This window comes from Brumicola pallidula DSM 14239 = ACAM 615 (genome assembly GCF_000428905.1).
Classification (GTDB): domain Bacteria; phylum Pseudomonadota; class Gammaproteobacteria; order Enterobacterales; family Alteromonadaceae; genus Glaciecola; species Glaciecola pallidula.
The window spans coordinates 1-22,985 of sequence record NZ_AUAV01000026.1; the positions used below are offsets into that span (position 1 = coordinate 1).

Annotated in this window: 18 protein-coding genes; 11 read left to right on the forward strand and 7 right to left on the reverse strand. The window is 40.8% G+C overall.

What is annotated here, in order from left to right:
• Positions 1 to 202 precede the first annotated feature (202 nt).
• From G399_RS0110360 to G399_RS0110370, 3 genes are all read left to right on the forward strand, one after another.
• The gene (locus tag G399_RS0110360; RefSeq protein ID WP_006010094.1) at positions 203 to 868 is read left to right on the forward strand and encodes a YceI family protein; all 666 of its coding nucleotides are present in this window, start codon (positions 203 to 205) and stop codon (positions 866 to 868) included.
• 78 nt (positions 869 to 946) lie between these two features.
• A complete protein-coding gene (locus tag G399_RS21260; RefSeq protein ID WP_006010092.1) occupies positions 947 to 2,113 on the forward strand; it encodes a GGDEF domain-containing protein in 1,167 nt (388 codons plus the stop codon).
• 131 nt (positions 2,114 to 2,244) lie between these two features.
• Entirely contained in the window at positions 2,245 to 2,934 is a 690-nt protein-coding gene (locus G399_RS0110370; protein ID WP_006010090.1) for a pseudouridine synthase, read from the forward strand.
• A gap of 65 nt (positions 2,935 to 2,999) precedes the next feature.
• Here the strand turns inward: G399_RS0110370 and G399_RS0110375 are convergent, their stop codons facing one another.
• From G399_RS0110375 to G399_RS0110390, 4 genes are all read right to left on the reverse strand, one after another.
• Positions 3,000 to 3,470, reverse strand: a complete 471-nt coding sequence (locus tag G399_RS0110375) for an FKBP-type peptidyl-prolyl cis-trans isomerase (RefSeq protein ID WP_006010089.1) — start codon at positions 3,468 to 3,470, stop codon at positions 3,000 to 3,002.
• A gap of 61 nt (positions 3,471 to 3,531) precedes the next feature.
• The gene (locus G399_RS0110380) at positions 3,532 to 3,720 is read right to left on the reverse strand and encodes a DUF3012 domain-containing protein (protein ID WP_006010087.1); all 189 of its coding nucleotides are present in this window, start codon (positions 3,718 to 3,720) and stop codon (positions 3,532 to 3,534) included.
• Positions 3,721 to 3,836: 116 nt separating this feature from the next.
• The gene (locus G399_RS0110385; protein ID WP_006010085.1) at positions 3,837 to 6,965 is read right to left on the reverse strand and encodes an efflux RND transporter permease subunit; all 3,129 of its coding nucleotides are present in this window, start codon (positions 6,963 to 6,965) and stop codon (positions 3,837 to 3,839) included.
• Complete coding sequence (locus tag G399_RS0110390; RefSeq protein WP_006010083.1) at positions 6,965 to 8,335, reverse strand: efflux RND transporter periplasmic adaptor subunit; 1,371 nt, start codon at positions 8,333 to 8,335, stop codon at positions 6,965 to 6,967. Before G399_RS0110390 ends, G399_RS0110385 begins: the two co-directional genes overlap by 1 nt.
• A gap of 423 nt (positions 8,336 to 8,758) precedes the next feature.
• On the opposite strand from G399_RS0110390, the gene G399_RS0110400 reads away from it, so the two are divergent.
• The 3 genes from G399_RS0110400 (at position 8,759) to G399_RS0110410 (ending at position 12,400) form a co-directional block, all read left to right on the forward strand.
• Positions 8,759 to 8,953, forward strand: coding sequence for a YwbE family protein (locus tag G399_RS0110400; RefSeq protein ID WP_006010080.1), 195 nt, complete (start codon positions 8,759 to 8,761; stop codon positions 8,951 to 8,953).
• A gap of 494 nt (positions 8,954 to 9,447) precedes the next feature.
• Entirely contained in the window at positions 9,448 to 10,836 is a 1,389-nt protein-coding gene (locus G399_RS0110405) for an ice-binding family protein (protein WP_006010079.1), read from the forward strand.
• 367 nt (positions 10,837 to 11,203) lie between these two features.
• Positions 11,204 to 12,400: an FAD-dependent monooxygenase gene (locus tag G399_RS0110410; RefSeq protein WP_006010078.1), complete on the forward strand. Its 1,197-nt coding sequence runs from the start codon at positions 11,204 to 11,206 to the stop codon at positions 12,398 to 12,400.
• A 1,113-nt stretch (positions 12,401 to 13,513) separates the two neighbouring features.
• On the opposite strand, the gene G399_RS0110425 is transcribed toward G399_RS0110410, so the two are convergent.
• Together G399_RS0110425 and G399_RS0110430 are read right to left on the reverse strand one after the other, a co-directional pair.
• Complete coding sequence (locus G399_RS0110425; protein ID WP_006010075.1) at positions 13,514 to 14,401, reverse strand: LolA family protein; 888 nt, start codon at positions 14,399 to 14,401, stop codon at positions 13,514 to 13,516.
• Entirely contained in the window at positions 14,394 to 14,933 is a 540-nt protein-coding gene (locus tag G399_RS0110430; RefSeq protein ID WP_006010073.1) for an RNA polymerase sigma factor, read from the reverse strand. Before G399_RS0110430 ends, G399_RS0110425 begins: the two co-directional genes overlap by 8 nt.
• A 1,327-nt stretch (positions 14,934 to 16,260) precedes the next feature.
• On the opposite strand from G399_RS0110430, the gene G399_RS22770 reads away from it, so the two are divergent.
• From G399_RS22770 to G399_RS0110450, 4 genes are all read left to right on the forward strand, one after another.
• Positions 16,261 to 16,752: a prepilin-type N-terminal cleavage/methylation domain-containing protein gene (locus tag G399_RS22770; protein ID WP_006010069.1), complete on the forward strand. Its 492-nt coding sequence runs from the start codon at positions 16,261 to 16,263 to the stop codon at positions 16,750 to 16,752.
• A gap of 1,028 nt (positions 16,753 to 17,780) precedes the next feature.
• Positions 17,781 to 19,001 carry a DUF418 domain-containing protein gene (locus G399_RS21265; protein ID WP_006010067.1) on the forward strand — a complete coding sequence of 407 codons (1,221 nt, stop codon included), beginning with the start codon at positions 17,781 to 17,783 and terminating at the stop codon, positions 18,999 to 19,001.
• Positions 19,002 to 19,010: 9 nt separating this feature from the next.
• Entirely contained in the window at positions 19,011 to 19,256 is a 246-nt protein-coding gene (locus tag G399_RS21270; RefSeq protein WP_006010065.1) for a DUF418 domain-containing protein, read from the forward strand.
• Between the two features lie 283 nt (positions 19,257 to 19,539).
• Entirely contained in the window at positions 19,540 to 19,980 is a 441-nt protein-coding gene (locus G399_RS0110450) for a hypothetical protein (RefSeq protein ID WP_006010063.1), read from the forward strand.
• On the opposite strand, the gene G399_RS0110455 is transcribed toward G399_RS0110450, so the two are convergent.
• A complete protein-coding gene (locus G399_RS0110455) occupies positions 19,943 to 22,072 on the reverse strand; it encodes a hypothetical protein (RefSeq protein WP_006010061.1) in 2,130 nt (709 codons plus the stop codon). The genes G399_RS0110450 and G399_RS0110455 overlap by 38 nt on opposite strands.
• Positions 22,073 to 22,301: 229 nt before the next feature.
• Between G399_RS0110455 and G399_RS0110460 the strand changes: the two genes are divergently transcribed.
• Complete coding sequence (locus tag G399_RS0110460) at positions 22,302 to 22,985, forward strand: phosphoglycolate phosphatase (protein WP_006010059.1); 684 nt, start codon at positions 22,302 to 22,304, stop codon at positions 22,983 to 22,985.

Consider the following 22,985-nt stretch of genomic DNA (forward strand, 5'->3'; position numbering starts at 1 on the left):
CCGAAGGTAGGGCGCAGAAGTTGCGTTCACCCGCAGGGATCCCCGCCCTTTAGGGCGGGGAGGATGTCAACCAAACGTTTTCAAGATCTGGCGCTTATTTATGAGAACAGCTGATAAAAAGAGCTTATAAAAAGAGCTTATAAGTAGTAGAGAGTCATAGGCTGCAGACGAGGCTTAATCGTAACAAAGGATACACATGTACATGTCAGACCTTTTTTCCCCATTTCAGCGTTTAGGCCTAAAACTGCTAAATCATCAGTTTTGTCGCACATTGCTGATTGTCTCTATGCTCTTTTTAACGAGTTCCTGTGCGAGTTGGCTTCAGCCAACGCTACAACAAGATATTGTTGAAATTCAAGCCGGTGAATACAAACTTGATAAAGACCATGCTGTGCTGCTATTTAAAATTAATCACATGGGTTTTTCAAGCTATGTGGGTCGCTTAAATGCGTTTGATGTCAGTCTGAATTTTGATCCCAACAACATCGAAAACTCGAGCATTGAAGCGGTAATTGATATGCGTAGCATTGATGTCAATAATCCAGATTTTGCAGTAACGCTTAGAGGCAAAGCCTGGCTAGATACTGAAAACTTCCCTCAGGCTGTGTTTCGCAGCGTATCGGTTGAGAAAATTGATAACGAACAGTTACGTGTCCAGGGCGAACTCACTTTTTTAGGCGTAACGAAGGCGGTTACGATGAATGCCAAACTCAATGGCGCGGCGAATAACCCACTCACTCGGATCTATACACTGGGCTTTGCTGCCAATCTGCGTTTTAACCGCGCTGATTTTGGTTTAAAAAAGTTTATTCCTATCGTTGGTGACGAAGTTGAAATTGAGATACACAGCGAGTTTCAGCGCCAGTAGGATAGAAGATTAAATACGCATGGGTAATCCAATGTGTTAACTTAAAATCGGGTTTTAGTGTAAATTAGGAACATTACAATGCAACCAAACGTGGCAAAAAAAACCGAACTGGAAATTATCGCTTTAACATTTGCGCAAACTGTCAATGCTTCTATTGCGCACCTCTTTGCGATTACGCTTATTGCTGTTTGGTTTTCTTATGTCGCTCCCGTTAGCGAATTGTTGATTTGGGCAGGCGCCATTGCATTTTTATCTATAGTGCGAATAACTACATTTTTTGCATTTAGAAAATATGGGAATGACCAAAATGCTAGTCTGTGGTTGCACGGATGGGCAGGTTTATTCTTTATATTAGGCGTAATTTACGTTTGCGGATTTATGTATTTTACGCCTTTAAATAGACCGGAATATTTGGTATCTATTGGTATGTTCGTCGTTGCATTTAGTGCAGCGTCTGCGATTGGTCACACCGCGAGTCTGTATGCGAGTTTAAGTTTTTTTATACCCATCACGCTGCCAAGCGTGGTTTTCTTATTTTTGTATGGTGGGTCGGCCGGCAGTGTGGCGGCATTTACCATTGTCATATATTCGGTCACTGCGCTATTTTTATTGAAAAAAAGTAACAAAGCCTATAAGAAATCTATTTTTTTGAATTTTGAACACACCCAAGAAATTGAAAAACGTAAGCAAATAGAAAAGCAATTACACGATATTTCGCGTAAAGATAGTCTTACCAATCTTTTCAATCGCAGATATTTCGATGAAACGCTAGCAGTTGAAATAGGAAGGGCAAAACGCAACAAATTGCCACTTTGTTTAATCATGTTTGATCTTGATTGCTTTAAGGAATATAACGACAAATACGGTCATGTGAGCGGTGACAATTGTTTAATTCAAATCGCAGAAATTGCACAGAGCTTGGTTTCTCGACAAGGCGACATGATTGCTAGATATGGCGGTGAAGAATTCGCAATTATTCTGCCCAACATTGAATTAGATGGTGCAGTTTTGTTCGCTAATAACCTTCAAGAGCGCATCAAATATAAAAATATACCTCATGCCGACACAAAAGTAGCCAATATAAAACATGTCACTATAAGTTTAGGTGTGACTAATTTAACAATAGGCAAAGGAACAACAGCTTCCGAGTTGATTCAAAGCGCTGATGTCGCACTTTATGAAGCTAAAAAGAGAGGACGAAACCGCGTTCATTTTGATGCTAATGACTCATCGGTAGAAGCCTGATCCACGTAAGCTGGAACGACGAGGTGGCCGGGTAACATTGTCAAATTTAAACTCATGAAATATAAGTCGTTGACAATTGCCGTGCCAAAACGCTAACGTCATGTTCTTCAGTATCCTAGATATTTCCCACAATGCGTCTCGATAAATTTGTTTGTAAAAGTACACAACTAAGCAAAAGCCAAGCAAGACGATGTATTAGCGCGGGTGCGGTTGTCGTGAATGAAAAAATCATAACTAACGAGGCAACTCAGGTTCATGAAAATAATACGATAACGCTAAATGGCATTACGCTGAAGAGTCGACAATTTCGCTACATTCTCATGCACAAACCAGCAAATACAATTTGCTCAAATGTTGATGAGGTGTATCCCTCAATCTTTAATTATTTACATGTTGAAAAGATCTCAGAGCTTCATATTGCGGGGCGTTTGGATGCGGATACAACTGGATTGATTTTGATTACTGATGACGGGCGCTGGTCGTTTTCTCTTACATCGCCTGTTAATCAATGCCCTAAAGTTTATCGTGTGAATTTGTCTAAGGAGTTAAAAGCGGATGCTGCCTCTGCGTTTGAAAAAGGTGTGCAATTACAAAGCGAGAAAGAATTAACATTACCAGCTAGTTTGATAAATATTTCCTTAACAGAAGTGCTGTTGACTATTACAGAAGGTAAGTTTCATCAAGTAAAACGCATGTTCGCCTCAGTTGGTAATCGCGTGGTTTCGCTACATCGCGAAAAAATTGGAGATATTTATCTCGATGTAGCGGTGGGCCAATGGCGTTATTTAAGCGATGATGAAGTTCAGTCAGTTAGACCTTAAGTTCAGTATATTTACCAGCAATTCGGTGTAACTTGCGCATGCCTGCCTGAGCGGCACTTACGTCACTATTTAATTTCCAAAAGTTCGACTTCAAAGATAAGTAAAGAACCGGGCGTTATTTTTCCAGTAGCTGAATTGCCATATCCCAAGCTAGGTGGGATAAAAAATTTAAATTTATCACCCACAACCATTAGTTGAACGCCTTCGGTCCAACCCGCTATCACTCGATTTAGAGGGAAACTAATCGGTTCACCTCGATCTACTGAGCTATCAAAGACAGTGCCGTCCAGTAATAAGCCATGATAATGTACCTTTACAGTTGTCGTGGCATTTGGGTGAGTATCACCGTCGCCTTTTTGTAATACTTGATATTGCAAGCCAGAAGCCGTTTCTAGCACATCTTCATTAGTTTTGTTTTTTGCCAAGAAAGCGTTGCCTATCTCAATGTTTTCAACAGCTAGTTTTTTATTATTTGAATTTCTAGTGAAATAGAATATGGCTATTCCAATAACGACGGCTAAAACAATATATTTCATAATTCATCCTGTAACTTTAGCTAGTTCTGTATTTTAGCAATGGATTCTTTTGGCGCTAAAATTATTCTTCATCTTTACTTTTAAATAAGCAATGTTTCGCATAATCAGTCGCTTCGTTGGTTGACCAATCGCCTTTTGGTTTTTCGTCCAAATCATCACACCATTTTTTGCTACCGACTTCTGGCGCACAGCCACTTAAGAGTATTAATAAGCCCGCAACCGCAATAATTCCTAAGCTTTTTTTCATCATTTATTCCTCTAACAGTACTTGCTATAAGCATAACCCAAAGCTTCGCTAACGTCAGTCAAATATTTTATACTATTAGCCAACGATCTAGCTTTAAATGGGGGGAATTTAAAATCCGTTTAACCTAAACGCGCAATTTTTTCAGCTTGTATACCTTCTTCTTCATTGCTTAATTCTATAAAACCAATATCTTCCATAATCCCATAAGCCGCTGGCAGAACGAGCAGTACTAACATAGTTGAAGTGAGCATACCGAAGACGATACTGGTCACCAATGGAATTAATACTTGTGCTTGTAAACTGCTCTCTAACAATAGTGGAGCCATACCCGCAATAGTGGTTACCGAGGTAAGGAAAATGGCACGGAAGCGATCATGCACCGCCTGACCAGCAGCATCATGCAACACCATGCCTTCCTTAACGCGGTATTTAACAAATTCAACCAGCAGAATTGAATCATTCACCACAACACCAGCAAGTGATACAAAACCAATCATGCTCGGCATAGTGAAATCGAGTCCCATAATGTAGTGACCCATGATAGCGCCAATCAATGCGAGTGGAATATTCAGCATCACCACGATTGGCTCTCGGTAATTTTTAAACTGCAAACTTAGTAATAAAAATACGCCAGTGAGTGCTAGGAAAAAACCCGAGAAAATTGAATCGTTGGTTTCTGCACTGCTTTCTATTTCACCTTTTAAATAGATTTTGAGGTCGGGATAGCGTTTCTGAAGTTCAGGGAATAAACGGTTTTTGGTATCATTCAATACTTCTGCTGTGTTGGCTTTAGCAGAGTCAATATTGCCGAAAATATTAACTACGCGTTGATGGTTAACATGACCAATACGCGCGTAGTCCCGGTATTCCTCTATGGTTGCGATACTCACCAATGGTATGCTTTGTCCGGTTTTAGAAAAGATAATCATGTCGTCAAAATCAGAAAGGGCATCTTCAAGACTGCTGTCTAATTTAACGTTAATTTCGTAGGCTTCTCGACCTTTGTAAATATCGTTAACCTTTGCTCCTTGATACGCTGAGCGTAACTGTGCCGAAACCATCTTCGCATCGACTCCTGCTGCTAGTGCGCCGGGTAATAACTTCACTTTGTATTGCGGTTTCCCAGGGCGCAGATCATCAAGAATATTGGAAACGCCGTCGTAACCGATTAACCAGTTTTGAATTTCATAAGACGCTTTAGATAGCTCATCAAGGTTATTACCACTTAGCTGGATTTCAATGGCCCGTCCAGCGGGTCCAAACGAAGGTTCTTTAAACTGTAGGCTGATGATGCCCGGTATTGCCCCCGTATTTTCACGCCAAGCAGGAGTGAAATCTACTAGTGATGTATGTCGTAATTCGGTATCTAAAATATCTAGATTGACGGTTGCTAAGTGGGCTCCCGATTCGCTGGAATCGCCATTTTCACTATAGGCGACTTGAATATTTCTAATTAATGGCGCTGACTCATTTTCCTGAAATTGGTCCTGTGTCTTACGTGCTGCTGCGATTAGCTTTTCAACCAATGCTTCGGTCTTCGCTAGAGGAGTTCCCTGTGGATAGAGAATGCGGGCTTCAAGTCTATTGCCTTCAAGATCAGGAAAAGCTTTGAATTTGATAGTGCCTGTAGCCAACATGCCGATTGAAAGTATGAACAATGCAAAAGCAATTCCTACCGTAATGTAGCGATAAGTAATGGCTGTTCGGGCGAACGATGTAAAGCGGTCACGAAGTTTTAAGAAATTAGCATCGAAAATAGTTCGCCATTGTGGTTTTTTCTTTTCGTGAGAATGCGCCAAAGAATGCCTTAAGTGGTGCGGTAAAATCAGGAATGCTTCGAGTAAACTAAAGGTCAAAACAGCTAGCAATACAACGGGCAGAACCCCCATTACTTGACCCATATCGCCTTTCATAAATAACAAACTGCCAAACAACAAGGCGGACGTGAGAAATGATGAAAACACACCGCGCGCTACTTTTTGTGTACCTGCAATAGCGGCTTCCATGGGACTTTTACCCTGATTATATTCATGAGAGATACTTTCGGAAAGCACAATGGCATCATCCATTAAAATACCGATTGCCATTAGCAGGGCAACCATTGAGATCATATTGATGCTTATGCCTAGAGCGCTCATAACGGCTAACCCCCCCAGAAAAGAGACGGGTAAGCCTAGTGCTATCCAAAAGGTATAGCGGTAATTGAAAAATAAGAAAAGTGCGAACGATGCCAGCAGCAGGCCTTGCCACGCATTTTTTAATATCAACTGCAGGCGATCTTTAACGATGCTCGCAGCATCCTGAGTGAGCGTTAGTTTGGTACCATCGGGTAAACGTGCATTTTCTTGGGCTACAAATTTTTTGACGGCGTCGAAAATGGTGATGGCGTCATCGCTAGTGTTTTTATTTACTTTGAGCAATGCAGCTTGCTTGCCATCAAGCTCTACACGTTCCTCCAAATTTTCAAATTGATCTTCAATAGTGGCAATATCACCTAATTGTATTTCCCCCCCTTTGTCCGTGTTAATAATGACCAAAGAAGCAAGTTCGACTGCTGTTTTGCGTGCGTTCTCAAAGCGAATTTGGTAAGAAGTATCTTTAGATTCGAGCACTCCTACAGGCAGTTCCAGTGCCTGTGATTTAATTAAATCAGCAATATCTTGAATGCTCAAATCGTATTTAAGCATTGCGTCTGATTTCACCAACACATTCAACTGATGCGTAGAAAAACCGGAAACGGTAACAATGGGTACTTGTGGTAAATTCAGTAATTTATCGCGGTAATACTCAGCGAGTGTTTTGAGTTCGGGCGATGATAGATTTTTTGCTGTTATTGCTACTGTTACAACGGGTTCAGTTCGACCTAATTCTTTAATTACGGGGTCTTCGCTGTTTTCGGGCAACTCCGTTATACCATCTACCGCAGATTTGATATCATCAATAAATTGGCGCATATCTCCATTTTCTTGCATTTCCATGGTCAACATACCCATGTTATCACGTGCTTCACAACGCTGCTCTTTGGTGAAACTAATGCCATCTGTGGCATCTTCCAAGGGGTTACAGATCCCTTCTTCAACATCAGAAGGGGAAGCACCAGGATAGGCAACGGTGACCTGTACCTGATTAAGATCTATCTTAGGGAAAGTTTCTTTATTTAAGCTGGGTAGGGCGACTAAACCAACGGCGATAATCGCCAACATTAAGATGTTGGCGGCTGTTGGATGAGAAACAAAATAGCGGATCACTATTTTATGCCCAAGGCGAGTGCTGCAATTTCTTTCTGAAATTCATCAGATTCGATCAGCTCAAGTTTAATGCCTTCAATTACGGGTACAAGGTCACTAGTGATAATTTTATCACCTTCCTCAAGTCCATCTTTAATCACAACTAACTGTCCTTGCGAATAGTTAATTTGAACAGGGCGAATTGATAGCGTGTTTTCTTTACCGACCACATAAACACGTCCCTCATGCAGAGCTTTACGCGGGATAACTAGCATATCCCTAGCCTGAGCGAGAAATTCTACCGAGGCATACATACCTTTTAACAATGGCGGGCGCACTCCAGGAATGACTCCTTTATAGGGATTATCAACGGCAACGACCAAACCCAAGGTGTCGCGTATAGGGTCGACTGACTCGCTGATCCGAAGCAATACTCCGTCCCATACAGTGTTTAGATCACCACCCACAATACGAACTTTTGCCTCTAGGTTCCATTGTGCAACCGCTTTTTGTAAATTCGCACTATCCTGCAAGTTTGCTAAGGGCGTGTTATCGCTAGCATTCATAGTGGTAGCGAGAGGGCGTAAATGTTTGATGGGTAATTGTGCATTAATTTCTACAGCTTCAATTCCCAATGCTTCAAATAACTGGCCACCTGCAGCCACAAATTCACCGACATCAACCGAAACAGATCCTATTCGGGCATCAAAAGGGAGTACTATTTCGGTGCGTATCAAGGAATCTTCACTCTGGTCTACCTGACTTTTTGATTGTTTGATTTGGGCGCGTATTGACGCTTTGCGGCTTGCGTAAGTATCTACTTTACCTTGTAAATCTTGCACGGTAGAACTAAGTTGAAGTACTTTTTGTTCTTCAATATTGAGTTGGTTTCTAGCTAGAGTACGCGCTTCTACGAGCACTTTAACTCTTTCAAGTTCTGCTAATTCTAAATTCCAATTCTTTTGCGCTATTTGTAATGAGCGTTTAGCGCTTATCTCTTCGGCTTCAATTTGTTTCAACGATGACTGGCTGCTTGCCAAACCCGCTTTACTGGAATCTAGTGAAATCTCAAATGTGGTTGTTTCTATTTTTAGAACAGTTGTGCCTTTCGGTAAACTACCACCTTGTTTTAGCTCCGGGTGTATATAGCTAATTTTGCCGTTCACTTCTGATTTAGCTTTTAGGACCGTTGCCGGTTCTACATTCCCATAGGCCACAGCACGAGTGCGAAAGGGGATTTTCTTGACGGTTAAGACTTCAACCGTTTTTACGGGAAACTCAACATCCTGATGCTCGATGGCTTGCTTAGACTTTACCTGTATAAACACAAAAGCCAGTGCAGCAGCAATAATAACGGGCAAAAATATAAAGTTTTTTAGTGTTTTTTTCATGATTTACTTGTTTTGCGGATATTATTTTGGTGAACCATATCTAAATAATATTCTCGCTTAACTGACCTATAATTTGAGTCGTGTAAAAAAGCATGTTTATTAATCACCAATGATTACCTCTATTTTATTAGGACTAAGCGCTATTAATATCAAAATTAATATCAAAATTAATATAAACGTGAGATAGCTTAATCGAATTTAGTGTATTAGTGTTGATAGACATCAAGTAGTTGTGATTTTCAAGGAGTATCAGTATGGCAACATTGCACGCAGCAAAGCCATACATAAGCCTGTTACTCGTGATCCAAGACATTAAATCAGATGCCGCTGCACTTTTATATTGTCTGTAAATTCAGATGTAATACATTTTTGATTTGAGCTTTATGTGAATTTAAAGATAAGACTTTAGAGAAGGAAGTAACGATGGAAGGTACAAAACGAGCAAATATTAAGATTGGTGCGCAAGTTTCTATCGTGTTAAAGAAAAATCAACGATCGGGTGAATTAACTGTGGGTTCGGTTGAAAAAATTCTTACCAACTCACCAAATCATCCGCATGGAATTAAAGTCAGATTAGATGGCGGCGATGTCGGGAGAGTGAAACAAATTCATCAATAAAAAGGAAACTACAAAACCACTCACGGTATTAAGTGCAAAATTACTTGCTAAATCTTTATTGGAAAGAATCCCAAATTTCCATTATTTCAACTTTTTTACACATTCAATACGGAAAAAAACAGGCCGAATATTTGTTTTTTGTATCTTTTTTCGTTCTTTACATAGGGTAACTTTTCAATGTCGCTAGTGTAGAATAACTCAATCTCACCGGCTTGCCAAGCTTGAGCAGTATGCTGCGCGATGGTTCCAGCAAGGTGCTCACGACAAACATCTAAAAAACTAGATTCGATTCCATTTGACTTTATATAGATCTTGATACCCGTGTATCACAGTCACTGTTTTTCAATCACCCATCTTAGTGTTTTATGGTTACTCAGGTAGGTAGGTAGGTAGGTAGCTAAGTAGGTAGTTAGGTACGCAAATAGTGTAAAACGCGATTTACGACATAACAGCCTCAACTGGAAAAAAATAATGACAGCACTGGGGAGTTTTCAATGCAACACTTTACTATGAATAAGAGCAGATTCATTCGTTATAGCGCACTAGGTATATTTTGTGTCTCAATGTCGATGACCAGCATTGCTTTCGCTGATTACGATGAAGAAAGTGAAAATGTAAATTCTAAATATATCCCGATAGTTTATTCAGGTGCAGCCGTAACAATGGGGGCTGGTTCAAACGTATTCGGTGATATTCAGTCAGTCAGTGCAATAACCCTTGGCGACTCAGCAGTAGTCAGTGGCAGTATTTTGGCCGGAGCCGCTGTCACGATCGAAAGAGCAGGAGTTGTAACTTTCGATGTTAGGGCCGGTGATGCCGCTACCTTGGGCGCGAATGCTATGGTTTTTGGCGATCTTGCAGCCAGAGCCGCGGTATTTATTGGCGCAGAGTCAGAAATCTCAGGTGAACTTACGTCTGGTGGCGACGCAAAACTAGGTGCTGCAGCAAAGGTTGGCGGTAATGTAATAGCCACAACCTCAGTAACGCTTGGCGCCCATTCAGAAGTAGGCAACTATGAATCTGCGGGTAACGTTCAGGCGGTTTACGGTTCCGTCGTTCTTGGTGGATACTCCACAGTGAAAGGTAATGCTCAAGCTGGAACTGTTATCTCACTGGGTGATAATGCAATAATCCAGGGCGCTGAATTACAGAACGTTTACCCCGGGGATTTTGTTAACGATGTTGAAGCTCCGTTAGCTAATAAGAAAGACCAACTAACTCAGAAGCAGAAGAAGTTTGCTGACATGTTTGTGCCTACCAACAACGAACTCGCGACGACTATCGATGCGAGCAGAGATTTCGAACCAGGGGTCTATCATGCAACAGGTTTGACAACCACTGCGGATATAACCTTGACGTTCAGAGGCTCGCCGACTGAGCAGCCTGAACATTGGGTTATTAATGTCGACACCTATATAAGTTTTGGTGCGAAGATGAAAATAGAGCTAGTTGACGTAGCTCTGGGCAGCACTATTGTTTTTAACTCTGGTACATACACAACTATTGGCGCAAATTCAGTTGTCAGAGGCACTCTTTTAGCGGGCACTTACATCACCACTGGCGCTAATACCACAATACATGGCATCGGTCCAGATTGTGGTGGTATGTTTGCAACCAACGGGGCTATTACAATGGGCGCAAATAGCACATTTGGTGAAGCGGGGTGCTGGCCGGTAGAGCCACAAAACGATAACGCTGACGAATATAATGGAGGTGAAGGATCTAGCTGTGGTGATGAAACTAACTATGGTGATGAATCGAACTATGGTGATGAATCGAACTATGGTGATGAATCGAACTATGGCGATGAATCGAACTATGGCGATGAATCGAACTATGGTGATGAATCTAACTGTGGTAATGAATATAACGATGGTGATTAATCTACCTGAAGTGACAACGGCTATTACAAGCTTTGTAGATGGCTAAATTAAGGCTGATGGTCAGTATTAATGTTCCAACTTCTCAGTTATAAAAATAAACCTTATCCAAAGTCCTATTTTCATAGGGCTTTTTTTACCCAGAAGCGTCGAGATCAGTTTCGTTGAAAGCACTTATCTATTTGCTTATTGCAGCGCTATTTTCTGGGGAGTGACGTCGCTCTATTGGAAATTATGTCATCTAAATTTGATCTGTCTCAATAAACTGAATTAATTAATCAATTTGAATTGGCATAACACACTAGCCAAACTAACAGCAAGCATATTACTATCCGGGGGGTGGACGTTTCTAAATCGCAGGATAGTTGTTTTGAGTAAAAAAATTGTTATAGCTGGCGCTGGTATCGGTGGTTTATGTGCTGCGTTAGCATTGGCTAAACGTAAATTTGATGTGGTTGTTTACGAACAAAGTAGGCAACTTGGCGAAGTAGGGGCTGGTCTGCAACTCAGCCCCAATGCCATGCATGTATTAAAAGCCCTTGGCATAGCTGACGAAGTGAAAGCTAAGGCCTTTTGCCCAGATTCAGCAGTGATGCGACATTATCGAACGGGTAAACCTTACTTCACTGTTCCTTTGGGTGATAATGCGACACAAAAGTACGGTGCTAATTACCTGCATATTCACCGCGCTGATTTACATGCGGCTTTGCACAATGCCTGCATAAATATGAACGTAAGTATACACTTAGGTCACGCTATTCAGAGTTACCAACAAACGCTAAAAAATCTGACAATCCAATTGGATAACAATGAGAGTATAATCGCCGACTTGTTAATCGGCGCGGATGGCATCAAATCTAATGTCCAAGCTTGTATGTTAGGGCAAACCGCCGCTGAATTTACTCGACAAGTTGCCTGGCGCGGAGTAGTCGAAGCAAACAAACTTCCTAAAGAGTTAATTAAACCTAATGCAAATTTATGGGTGGGACCGGGCAAACATTTTGTTAGCTATTTTCTACGCGGCGGCGACCTAGTCAATTTTGTGGCTGTGCAGGAACGTACTGATTGGCAAAAAGAATCGTGGAATGAACCTGGCGATATCACTGAACTGCGTGAAACCTTTGTTGATTGGCATCCAGAGGTAACAGAATTATTAAAAGCAACGGAGCATTGTTTTTTATGGGCTTTGTTCGACAGAAAACCGCTTAAGCAATGGTCAGATCGAAACGTGGCACTTCTGGGTGATGCATGTCATCCCATGCTGCCATTTCTAGCCCAAGGCGCCGCAATGGCCATTGAAGACAGCTATGCTTTGGCCCATTGTTTGGCTGCTGACACAAATACTCAAGCCGCGTTGCAAACCTACCAAAATATTCGTTTACCGCGCACTCGCAATATCCAACTTAATGCGCGTAAAAATGCAGCCTTGTATCATGTGAGTTCGCCAATTGAGCAAGCCAAATTATCGATTTTATCGGGATTATCCAGTATGGGTATAAGCGATAAGATTGCGGCGACCAAGCTCGACTCCATCTATGCATATAATATTGTTGAACAGTTAAACTAATCAACTAGGGTCACAGTTGTGGATGCCCAAAGGATAAATTTACCAGTTGCTTGCCAGTAGTCCCAGCTTCCTAAATCTACACAGTGACTTAGAAAGTGTAATCTGCCTTTCAGTTGATGGAGGGCAGCGTAAATCAAATTTATGAGGCTAAAACGACGTTGTAAGGTGTCTAGATTATTGAAGCGAATTCTTTTAGTCAAACATAAATAAGTGTTCCGATAAATATCAGATAAGGCGATAAGCATAGCAAAACCAATGCACCAACAATAGCTATAAGTTGCCACCAACAAAACGAATCATTTACTGCAGTTGCTGCGACCATATTATATTCCTCCAACGATTAAAACTTCACTCTTAAGGAAGTGCGTGAACATTTTACGTTGACATGTGTCAACCACAAGCACGTACACTTAATTAAGACCTTTCCATAGTTGGAGTATATGTATAACAGAGACTCGCACTATTGATATTGATCAACAATGTATTGAAATTATTTGCTTATCTCAAAGTGACCTTGTCTGTTTCCATTTAAGGCGACCTTCATCGGTAAACTTTTAGGACAGGTGCGTTGCCATCATTCGGCTGCTCTAACATCACGCTATGCCAACATTGCCGACGTAAGCTTTTAATTTATGACGGTCGCCAAAGTGCCAAAAGGGGCCAGTGGGGCTTACTTCAATTGAACTGATTTTTGCCGTCATTCTTGCTCGCAGCTGAAAGGGCAAGTACCGACCTAAACCTGCCATAAGGGTAGATTTTGCTTTGCGCCCCTTTTGGCTTGAAAAGACCTTAAAGGGGACCTAAGAGATTTTGGTTAACCGTTTGGATATGAGCGCTAATAAAAGTTGTCATTCACATTTTCAAGGTCGGTTTAGAGCTTTTGATAAATGGGTTAGATGATTAATATCGATTAACACCGGAGTTGAACGATCATTGCATTACCCACGAGTATTCCTATGCTGTGAACTTGCGGTTTGTAAGCTGTAAGCTGTAAGGTGTGAGCTGTAAGGTGTGAGCAAAGTATATGTGAAATTAGAGGTTTTCAAAAAGAAAAGCGAGGAGCAATAATAGTAACACCCTGCAAATGCAAGGTGTTTTACTTAGGCAAGATTTCTACCTTGCTTCATCTTGCTCGGGTGACATCAGTCGATAACCCTGTTGAGCATTTAAATCAAACAAAGCTGTGTTTAGCGTATCGTTAAAGCGTAAGTCAGCGTTAAACTCAAAAGCGGTTAGTCCATTTACTGCGTCTGACTGAACATGCAAACTAATAGGTAGTAAGTTGGCGCTGTTTACCCACAAAGTAATTGTCATGCCGCTTTCAGTTATTTCATAGCCGCTCGCAAAGACATCATCAATATTTTTAGAGCTGAGTAGCGTCACTTCACCTTCATAATGTGTAATAGTATCCACCCAACTTAAAAAATCTTCCTGGGGCAAACCACCATCCTCGCTTGCAGCAAAATCAAACGGCATGGCCATTTTTGCTTGCGAGATAAGGGTTAATCCTTTGCCCGCTTGGGTATCTAGAATTGTAGTGATACTGCCCTGTGCATTACCCGCCAAAATAGGTGAGGTTTCGATTCTGACTTTGTTGGGCTGTTGGTAATACACCTCTATTTCCATCGTTGGCTCGCCATTAGAGAGCATAGTCCCACTATAGTGCATTGATGTAGCTTGCATAATGGTTTGCTGAACTTGCGCAAACGCGGGTGCAATAACACTAGTTGACATGGTAAACCCTATGGTTAAGACAGCTGCTATGGCGACAGAACAGGCCATAGATACTTGCTTTCCTAGCGACATGCTTTTTAACCAAGCTCGCAGCCCTACAGGCTTCTTACTCTCTGTCACTTCGTCCATTTTAAATTGTTCTATTGTTTGCAGTAAGCGCATTTGTGCGTCCTCTTCTTGTTCAATTGTTGCATTATTTTGTTTAATTGAATCAAGCCATTTAGGTAAGACTTGCTCGTTTACATTATCTTGATGTTGACTAGACATGTTTTTGTTCTCCAAAAAATTGTGACTCAGGCAGTTGACTTGATAGCTTTTGTTGAGTTCGGTGCAAGCAAACGCCCACCGCATTGCTCGTCATATCTAGAAGCCCTCCGATTTCTTGATAGGTATAGCCTTCGATGTGGCGTAGGCAGAAAATCTCAGCGTCCTGCGGGTGCATGTTGACTAAAGCAATTTTGAATTGCGCTAAGTCTCTTTGCAAAAGCACCTGCTGCAACGGCTGCTTCGCCCCGTCAATGTTGCGTGGCGACTCATCTTCTATTGGTTCTTCTGCTAAGCGTTTGTGCCGTCTCAATTGGTCAATTGCCGTTGATATCGCCATGCTTTTTAGATATCCCTGCCAATTTGATATTTTGTCGAACGATTCGGTAGACTTCTTAAACAATTTTAGAAACACTTCTTGCACTACATCTTCTGCAAGATGCGTATCGTTGAGTATTCTAAATGCCGATTGAAATACTTTTCGTCCATATTGTTGCGCTAATTTAGCGATATTGACTTTCATTGCTGAGTTCAATGACTCTCTCCAATTGTGCGACTCATCTATACAACGAAACGCACCGATATTTTATTACAAGAAATCGACATTTATTTGAAATTAGCTTCTTGAGTTAAGCACTTCTAGGGTTAGATTATGGCAATTCATTTTTAAAACGTTTACTTTTTATCAAATAATTGAAGCAGATAGGCATTATATTATCGTGTACCATAAGCAATATATACTTTTGAGTATGTGGACAATATTTGAACATAAAAAGCTAAACAAGCAGTTATCGAAAGCCCCAGCGGAAATCCAGTATAGGTATGAAAAATGGAGAAATGTTTGTTCAAGCCCTTGATGCAAAAGCCCGTGACTATCTAGGTATAGAAAGGGCTAAATCTTTGGCTAGGGTTTTAAGATGTTACCCAGCAGTTCTTGTATTGCCTGATTGAGATATTAGAAGTGAAAATGCCAGATCACTTGTCATTAGGATACCACTCGAAAAAATCAATAAATCTCAAAATTCACATATTACTTGAACGGCCGGTCCTCGCTCAGGCCGTGTGAAAACTCTAATCTATAGATTTTTGAATGTAATTTGGACTTAAAAATCGTCACTACATTCAATCTTACTGATAATTTGAGGCTAATCCTTTGTTTCATCGACAGAGCGACGTATTTTCAACGGCAGTAAAATAGTTTTCACACGGCCTGCGCTCACAAGAGCCAGTCGCTTCCCTCGTCAAAATGTTTCGTTGATGGAGTGAAATCACAGACCGAGCTGATAGACGAGCAAGTGCCAAAAGCTGTCAGTGGGGCTTACTTCAATTGGGCTAATTTTGCGAATAAATTGTCATTCTTGCTCTTAACTAAAAGGGCTAAGAACCACCTATTGCGGGCATTAATAACGGTAAAATTATGATGGCATTTAATTTTACCGTTGTTGATTTATTTTACTTTTCCTAAAAATCACTATTGGCAAAGTCTGTGTCAAAGCAGCTGTTTTCAAATAGCGGTGGAAAACAGTCCGATAAACAAGCTATCTTAGCTATGAATGTGGGATTATTATTAATATTAGTTTGAATATTGGGACTTAGTGTCTACCCATCCAACCAAGATTATAATTCTTGGAGTTCTTACACAGGCTTGTCACATAGGATAGGGTAGGAGAGTAAGTTGAATTTACTTATCTCCATCATTTTAATGCTTATTAATTCCAATTAGTAACTTGTATACTTATGTATCTTTTAATATAAACAAAATCTCAATTATTTGGATATTATCCGACCATCTGTTCACTGTTTTTTATTGAAATAGATACCCAAACCAGTTCTAACAAATCAATTCTGAAAAGAGCACATACATGTCTTATTCAAAAATGCAGGGGTTTACGTTAATTGAGTTAATCATCGTTATTGTAATATTAGGTATATTAGCGGTTACCGTTACGCCTAGATTTATAGATATATCAAGCGACGCGAGAGTTGCATCTATGCAAGGACTAAAAGGCGCAATAGAAAGTGCGGCTGAACTAGTCTTTATGAAAGCAGTTATACAAGGCGTTCAAAATGATGTAACCGCAATGGTAGATATCGATAATGACAGCGTCGGTGACATTGCAACAAAATATGGTTATCCCACTTACAGTGGAATGGCTGACGCAGTAGAGATAGATGATTGGCATTATGCTGTGGGTGGGGATAAATTTTGGGTGGGCTTCTCCGACCACAATGGTGGACGAAAAGGCAGGACAAATAATGGCCTTGGAATAAGACGCGGTGGTTGTCATTTGAAATATGCCCCATCTAACGCCATAGGCGCAAAGCCAAGATACTCCGTTCCAACATCGTGTTAAAAAATTTGTGCATTGTTCTACCTGAAATCATCAAATGACGAATACTCGTTATTCGTGTGTGGTTAATGAAAAACTTCAATTAGCTCATTTTTATCGTTTTAAGTGTTAGATAAATGAAAAATTTGATGACGGAAGTCACCTTATTCATAGTAAAATTTTATTGTGAGTTACGCCTCAATTCATTAATTCTATCTTTTACGCTAATGTCTGCTAAGAATCTCTACTTCGCATTACGATCACCGCTACCCAGCACCTATAAATCCCCCTAAACCACTATAAATAACTGGGCTATCTTATGTCTCCTTTGTCGGATCACCCGCCATTAGCATATCAACCGATAACACCAACAAATCTAAAAACATGCGGATTACTTGAACGGCCGGTGATCGCTCTTTGCCGTCAGTCAAGGTTAATTAACTGAATGATTTTTTTCGCACAATACAATATAGCTTAGCAGCTCTAATTACATTAGTCCGTGCTTTAAGCTGGCCTTTGAACGTGACCTTGAATGATTACTTATTATCAATAATTAATTTGAGTGCGGCACATATATAGAGGTATTTTCGGGAGCCTAGCTAGTAGAGTTTACCGTAGAGGTAGACTCAACGTAAATCCAGCATAAATTTATCCAGTAGAGAGAATATCGAACGTGAATTCAACGAAAATCGTGTTTTAACCTGTTTCGCACTTTTAACAGTGGCGAACATTTAAACCCAATTTTAGTATCGAATATTTATCCAAGATCGATCTTTTTAAACTACGTCAGGAGCATACATTTATAAATTTAACCTAGTTGCGTACTTTATTTAACAATGACACTAGTAATGTCTTTTTGAATAGGAAATGTGCTTTTAGAGTAACGGTTTTTTAACGATAAATTAACGCTCCGTGTGTTGACCTATTATCTGTCTGCAAGCGATTATTTATAACGGCTCGATTTGAAAAGACGACAGTCTCAATCACTTGCTTTAAAGTAATGGTTATTTGGTGATTACATATCGACATTTGTAATAAGGACATAAAATACAATGCATGCAGAACCACACGAAACAAACGCATTTAGGGATAGCGAATTGCCCGAGTTGGCTCCAATTTCCACAAGTGAACGTATTAACACGCTGGATATGTTGCGGGGTTTTGCGCTCATCGGCATATTGATGATGAACATCGAGTGGTTCAATCGTGCGATTTCCGAGGGCTTAACGCTTGATTACAGCCTTACTGGTGCAGACTGGGTTGCTTCTTGGTCAGTAAAGCTGTTTGTCGAGGGCAAGTTTTATAAGCTGTTTTCCTTGTTATTTGGGATGGGGTTTGCGGTAATGCTGCTTCGGGCGAAGGATACAGAAAGGCCCTTTGGTGCTTGGTTCATCCGGCGCATGGGCTTTCTATATTTGTTTGGTATTTGTCACTTAATCTTTTTGTGGGAAGGCGATATTCTTAATAGTTATGCGATAGGAGGACTGTTTTTACTCGCATGGATATATATCACTCGTTTGAAGTTAATGCGCTTTTTCAGTGGGTACACCGCTTTTTTACGTATGGGGATAGTGATCACTTTTTTACCGATTTTTATTGGCATTGGGCTAAGCTTGTATTTTGGCAACGTCCGTTCTATGGATGTGATCACGGATATTTATGAGCAAAATGTTGAAGCACGGGCGCGGGCTGAAATAATAACAAAAGATACTGAGCTATCAGAACCGTTAATCAAATTTGCCGAGGCGCTAGAATCGGGAGAAGAGGAAGAAAAAGATATTGATGAGGATTCGCTTGAACAACAAGATTTAATTGAATATAAGGCAGAGCAATACTTTATTGAGCAGTACTTAAAAGACAAAGACATAGCGAATGAGCGAGCCGCATTTACGCAGGACAGTTATTGGGTAGCAACCAAATTCCGCTTTAAAAGAGCACTCTTTCAGATGCCAATTTCGTTAATTACGGGTCTGCTTGTCTTTTTTCCGCTTTTTTTGATCGGTTACTGGTTTGTTGCCAGCGGCGTCATTCGTGAGCCTCGTAAACATTTGTTATTGTTTAAGACGATGGCTTGGGTTGGGTTACCCTTAGGCCTATTTTTTAGTGCTGGAGGACTGTTGATCATTGTTCATCCTGTCACTGCACATGCCGACCAGATAAACATCGCCGCTAATTTTATATTTAATGCCAGTCAATATTTAGTCACTGCAGGATATTTAGGGGTATTTGTATTGATATGCCTCACCGCAACAGGTCATCGACTATTTTCTTAGATGGCACCGATGGGTAGAATGGCATTAACTAACTACATAATGAATTCGGTCGTTTTAACTACTATTTTTTATGGTTATGCCGGCGGGATGTTTAGCGAAATTGGGCGTGCTAAACAACTAGGTATGGTATTTGGTATTATTGCTACTCAAGCGCTGCTGTCGTTTTTGTGGTTGAAACTCTTTCGCTTTGGACCACTGGAGTGGTTATGGCGCTCGCTGAGCTATTGGAAAATTCAACCTATATTACGTCAGTAATAATATCAACTCGCCACTGGCTTTATCGCGCAAGATGGACAAGTCGACTTTCGATAACATTTATGGACTAAGGCTTTTTTAACGATAAATTAACGTTCTGTGTGTTGACCGATTGTCTGTCTGCAAGCCATTATTAGCTTGCGAATACTACCTATGTATTAGTTACTAGCCAAGCTTTGAATGAGCTTGTACGAGGATAATCTATGGGTGGGTATTTTAAACAAAGAGAAGTTTTTAATTCAAACGTCAGCTTTTTGAAAATGACACAACACTGGAAGTTATTATGAAAATATTAAGAACAGCATTGGTCGCAGCAGTATTCTTAGCGACTACATCAATGTCAGCGATGGCTCAGGAATCGAGTTATTCCTACGGCACGGTTTGGGAAGTCAACAGTATTAAAGTGCATCCTGGCCAATTTGAAAACTACATGGACCATTTGGCAGGCTCCTGGAAAGATACGTATGAAATGGCGATGAAAGAAGGTTACGTGGTTGATTATCACGTTTTAGCCAGCACACATCCGCGATCTGGGGAAGCCGACTTAGTCTTAGTTGTCGAATTTAAAGACTTTACGACTACGGCTCAGCGCGAAGCATTTTGGAAAAAAATGCAGAAGGCAATGTCGACTGATGATCGCAAGTCAGACAAAGAGTTTGGTGACCGTGAGGTTATGCGCGAAACACTTAGCTCTTCACAGTATCAAGAACTTGATTTGAAATAGTGGCTGTTTGGCTGGTCTTTTGTGCCTTCATTAGCATTTCAGGCCAGCCATATTTTTCCCACACCTTAATCAAACCAACTTTGCATGCAAAATCTAAAAAATCGGGGTGCTTTACACTTGCGTTTAAAGGAGCAATGTCGGCCCATAAATAACCGAAGCCGTTCATGTTTGCTGGTGTTATGCTTGCACCCAGTGTTTTAAATACCATAGGGGTATAGCCCATCCAAACAGCAGGCATTACAATTGAGTGGTCTTGTTTGTCTGGCAGAGTCATATGTAAGTGATCGAGTAATTGACAGTACATTAGTCGATCGGCTTTTTTACCACTACATATGCCTTTAGATGCAACGTCCCATAGTTTGTCTTGTTCTTGCTCGGTCATCGCTCTGTTGCCACTAGCCGAACTCATTACATAGTTCATCAGCAAACGTGTTTGTGAGTATAGTTTTACCGCGAGCTCATTCTCACCAGCAAGGGCAGTGGTGAGACCTAAAAACAGAGATGGAAAACCTACCGCTGACATTTTACTTGCAACATTACGAGCACCTTCAAGATTACCCATATTCAATAAAACATTGCTTAGAAGCGCTAAATGGCGACCATTGAGAGGGTCTTGTTCTGCGCTTTTGGCAATATAAGGTAACGCTGTTTCTGTTTTGCCGCAGTAGCATAAAAAAGAGCCTAACCGTGCACTTACAGACGGGTTATGTGGCTCATGATAGTAAGCAAGATAGGCCAAGTCCAACGCCGCTAAAGGATCGTTCTGTGTCCATTTATATACCCCAAGCATCACCATTGCCAGGCCATCATTAGGTGCAATAGATAACGCTTTTTGCGCACACTCTGCCATTTTGTCAATATAAGGACGTTTGTTTGGACACGGTGTAAATACCGTAACGTAGGCGTTGGCTTCCGCTAACGCCGACCAACATTTAGCAAATTGGCTGTCTATCGCAAGTGCTTTTTCAAACAAACTAATTGCCGTGAAAAGTACACCTTCGCCAATAATTCGTCGAGTCAGATCGCGCCCTTGCATGTAATAATCATAGGCCTCTTGGCTAGTGGTCATCTGATTGATCTTAGGCGTGACCAACGCAATATTAAACATGATACTAATTTCATTGCACACATCGTTGGCGACGATTTGTTGCAATGTAAATACACTGTCAAGCTTGCCAATGTATTGTTTGCTCCATTTGTTTAAGCCCGTATTACCTTCAACTAATCTAACGTTAATTTTAATATTATCATCGATTCGTTGAAGAGAACCTTGAATGACATACTGTACGTTTAAAAGTTTCGCGATTTGAGGCAGCGTTTTACCACTGTCGCGCAGTCCAAATGTGGAGGTACTGCCTGCAAGTGAAAGATAAGGTGCCTGTCCTAACAGTGTGGTCAACTCTTCAGACATATTGTCTGCAAAATACTGTTGCTGCGATTCCCCTGGGATTGACTTAAATGGTAAAACAGCCAAACCAATAAGGTCAATTACCGTTGGGCGAACCGACCACGCTTGGCTTATCTTTTGATAGTCGCTGGTCGCACCCTGCTTAATTAACCATTGTAAAAATTGCTCAATTTTAGTCTTGAGTAGACGTTCAATATTGAGCCTTTTAAGTGCAATCAAGTCATCTAGCTTCTTACCAAAGCCGGTGTTTTCTAATAACTGATAGGCACCCATTTTATTCAGGTTGCTGAGTATTATTTCTGTGTCTTTAGCATATAAGGCATGCTCAATCGTCAGCAATTCGGTTTGCACCAGCACATCATTAATCGCAACATGCGAACGTGAAACGACCAATAGCTCTGGATGCAGCGTGTTTAAGATATTACTTAAATACAATAAACACTGCCGTAAACTCGATTTAGCTTGCGCATCAAACCTACCAGGCCACAAAAGCTGACTTAATACTTCTCTTTGCATGGGTTCGTTCGGGGTTAAGCAGAGCAGCGCAAGTATCGCTTTTGCCCGCTTGTTGGTAATAATAATGTGTTCGTCAAATTGACTTTTACAGGTGAACTCGCCAAATAGGGTAACCTTAATTGCAGGCTTGTTGAGGCCAACGTCATCGGTTTTTCGTCGAGTATGCATTTTGCTTTCGGCTTTTTAAATAGATTGTCTATAAATTAACTTAGCACAACTTTACGAAAGTAGTCATAATTTTTAGAAGTAGGCTTAGCTGAAAGTTGTTGTTGGAAGTGCTAATTATGTATACATATTTGAGTATCAATATTCACTGGATAAGGTATTCATGCATAAATGTATTAAGTCCTTTATGATAAGCCGAGAAATAATTAGTCTGAAGTCAAAGGGAAACAGGATGGATAAAATAAAACCAAATTTTGTGTTATTTGATTTAGACGGCACGCTAATTGACAGTGTGCCCGATTTATCATTCTGTGTTGATGAAATGATGAAGCAAATTGGTATGCCGGTTCGTGGTGAACGGCTTGTGCGCAATTGGCTTGGTAATGGTGTTCAGCGTTTAGTCGAGCGCGCATTGGTCGGTTCAGATGAATGCATGCCCGCCCAAGAATTAATGGATAGGGCATACCCAATATTTTTGAACCTGTACAAACACAACAATTCGCTGCGTTCTTGCATTTATGACGGCGTGGTAGAAGGTCTAAAATGGATGTTAACACAAGGTTATCGCATTGCTTGTGTAACCAATAAGCCGCAAACCTTTGCAATTCCACTGCTGAAGGATAAAGGTTTATACGACTATTTTGAATTCGTTATTTCTGGTGATACCTGCGCCGAAAAAAAACCACATCCAATGCCTCTGCTGAACGCCGCAAAGCGGATGAATTTTACCCCGCAAAGCGGTCTCATGATCGGCGATTCGCGCTCTGATATTAAAGCAGCGCGCAGCGCAGGCCTGCATATTTTCTGTATGACATATGGTTATAACCATGGTGAAGATATTCGTGATTACAAACCAGATATTACATTGGACTCATTCACGGAATTAGTAAATCACCTAGAGACTAAGATCAACTAG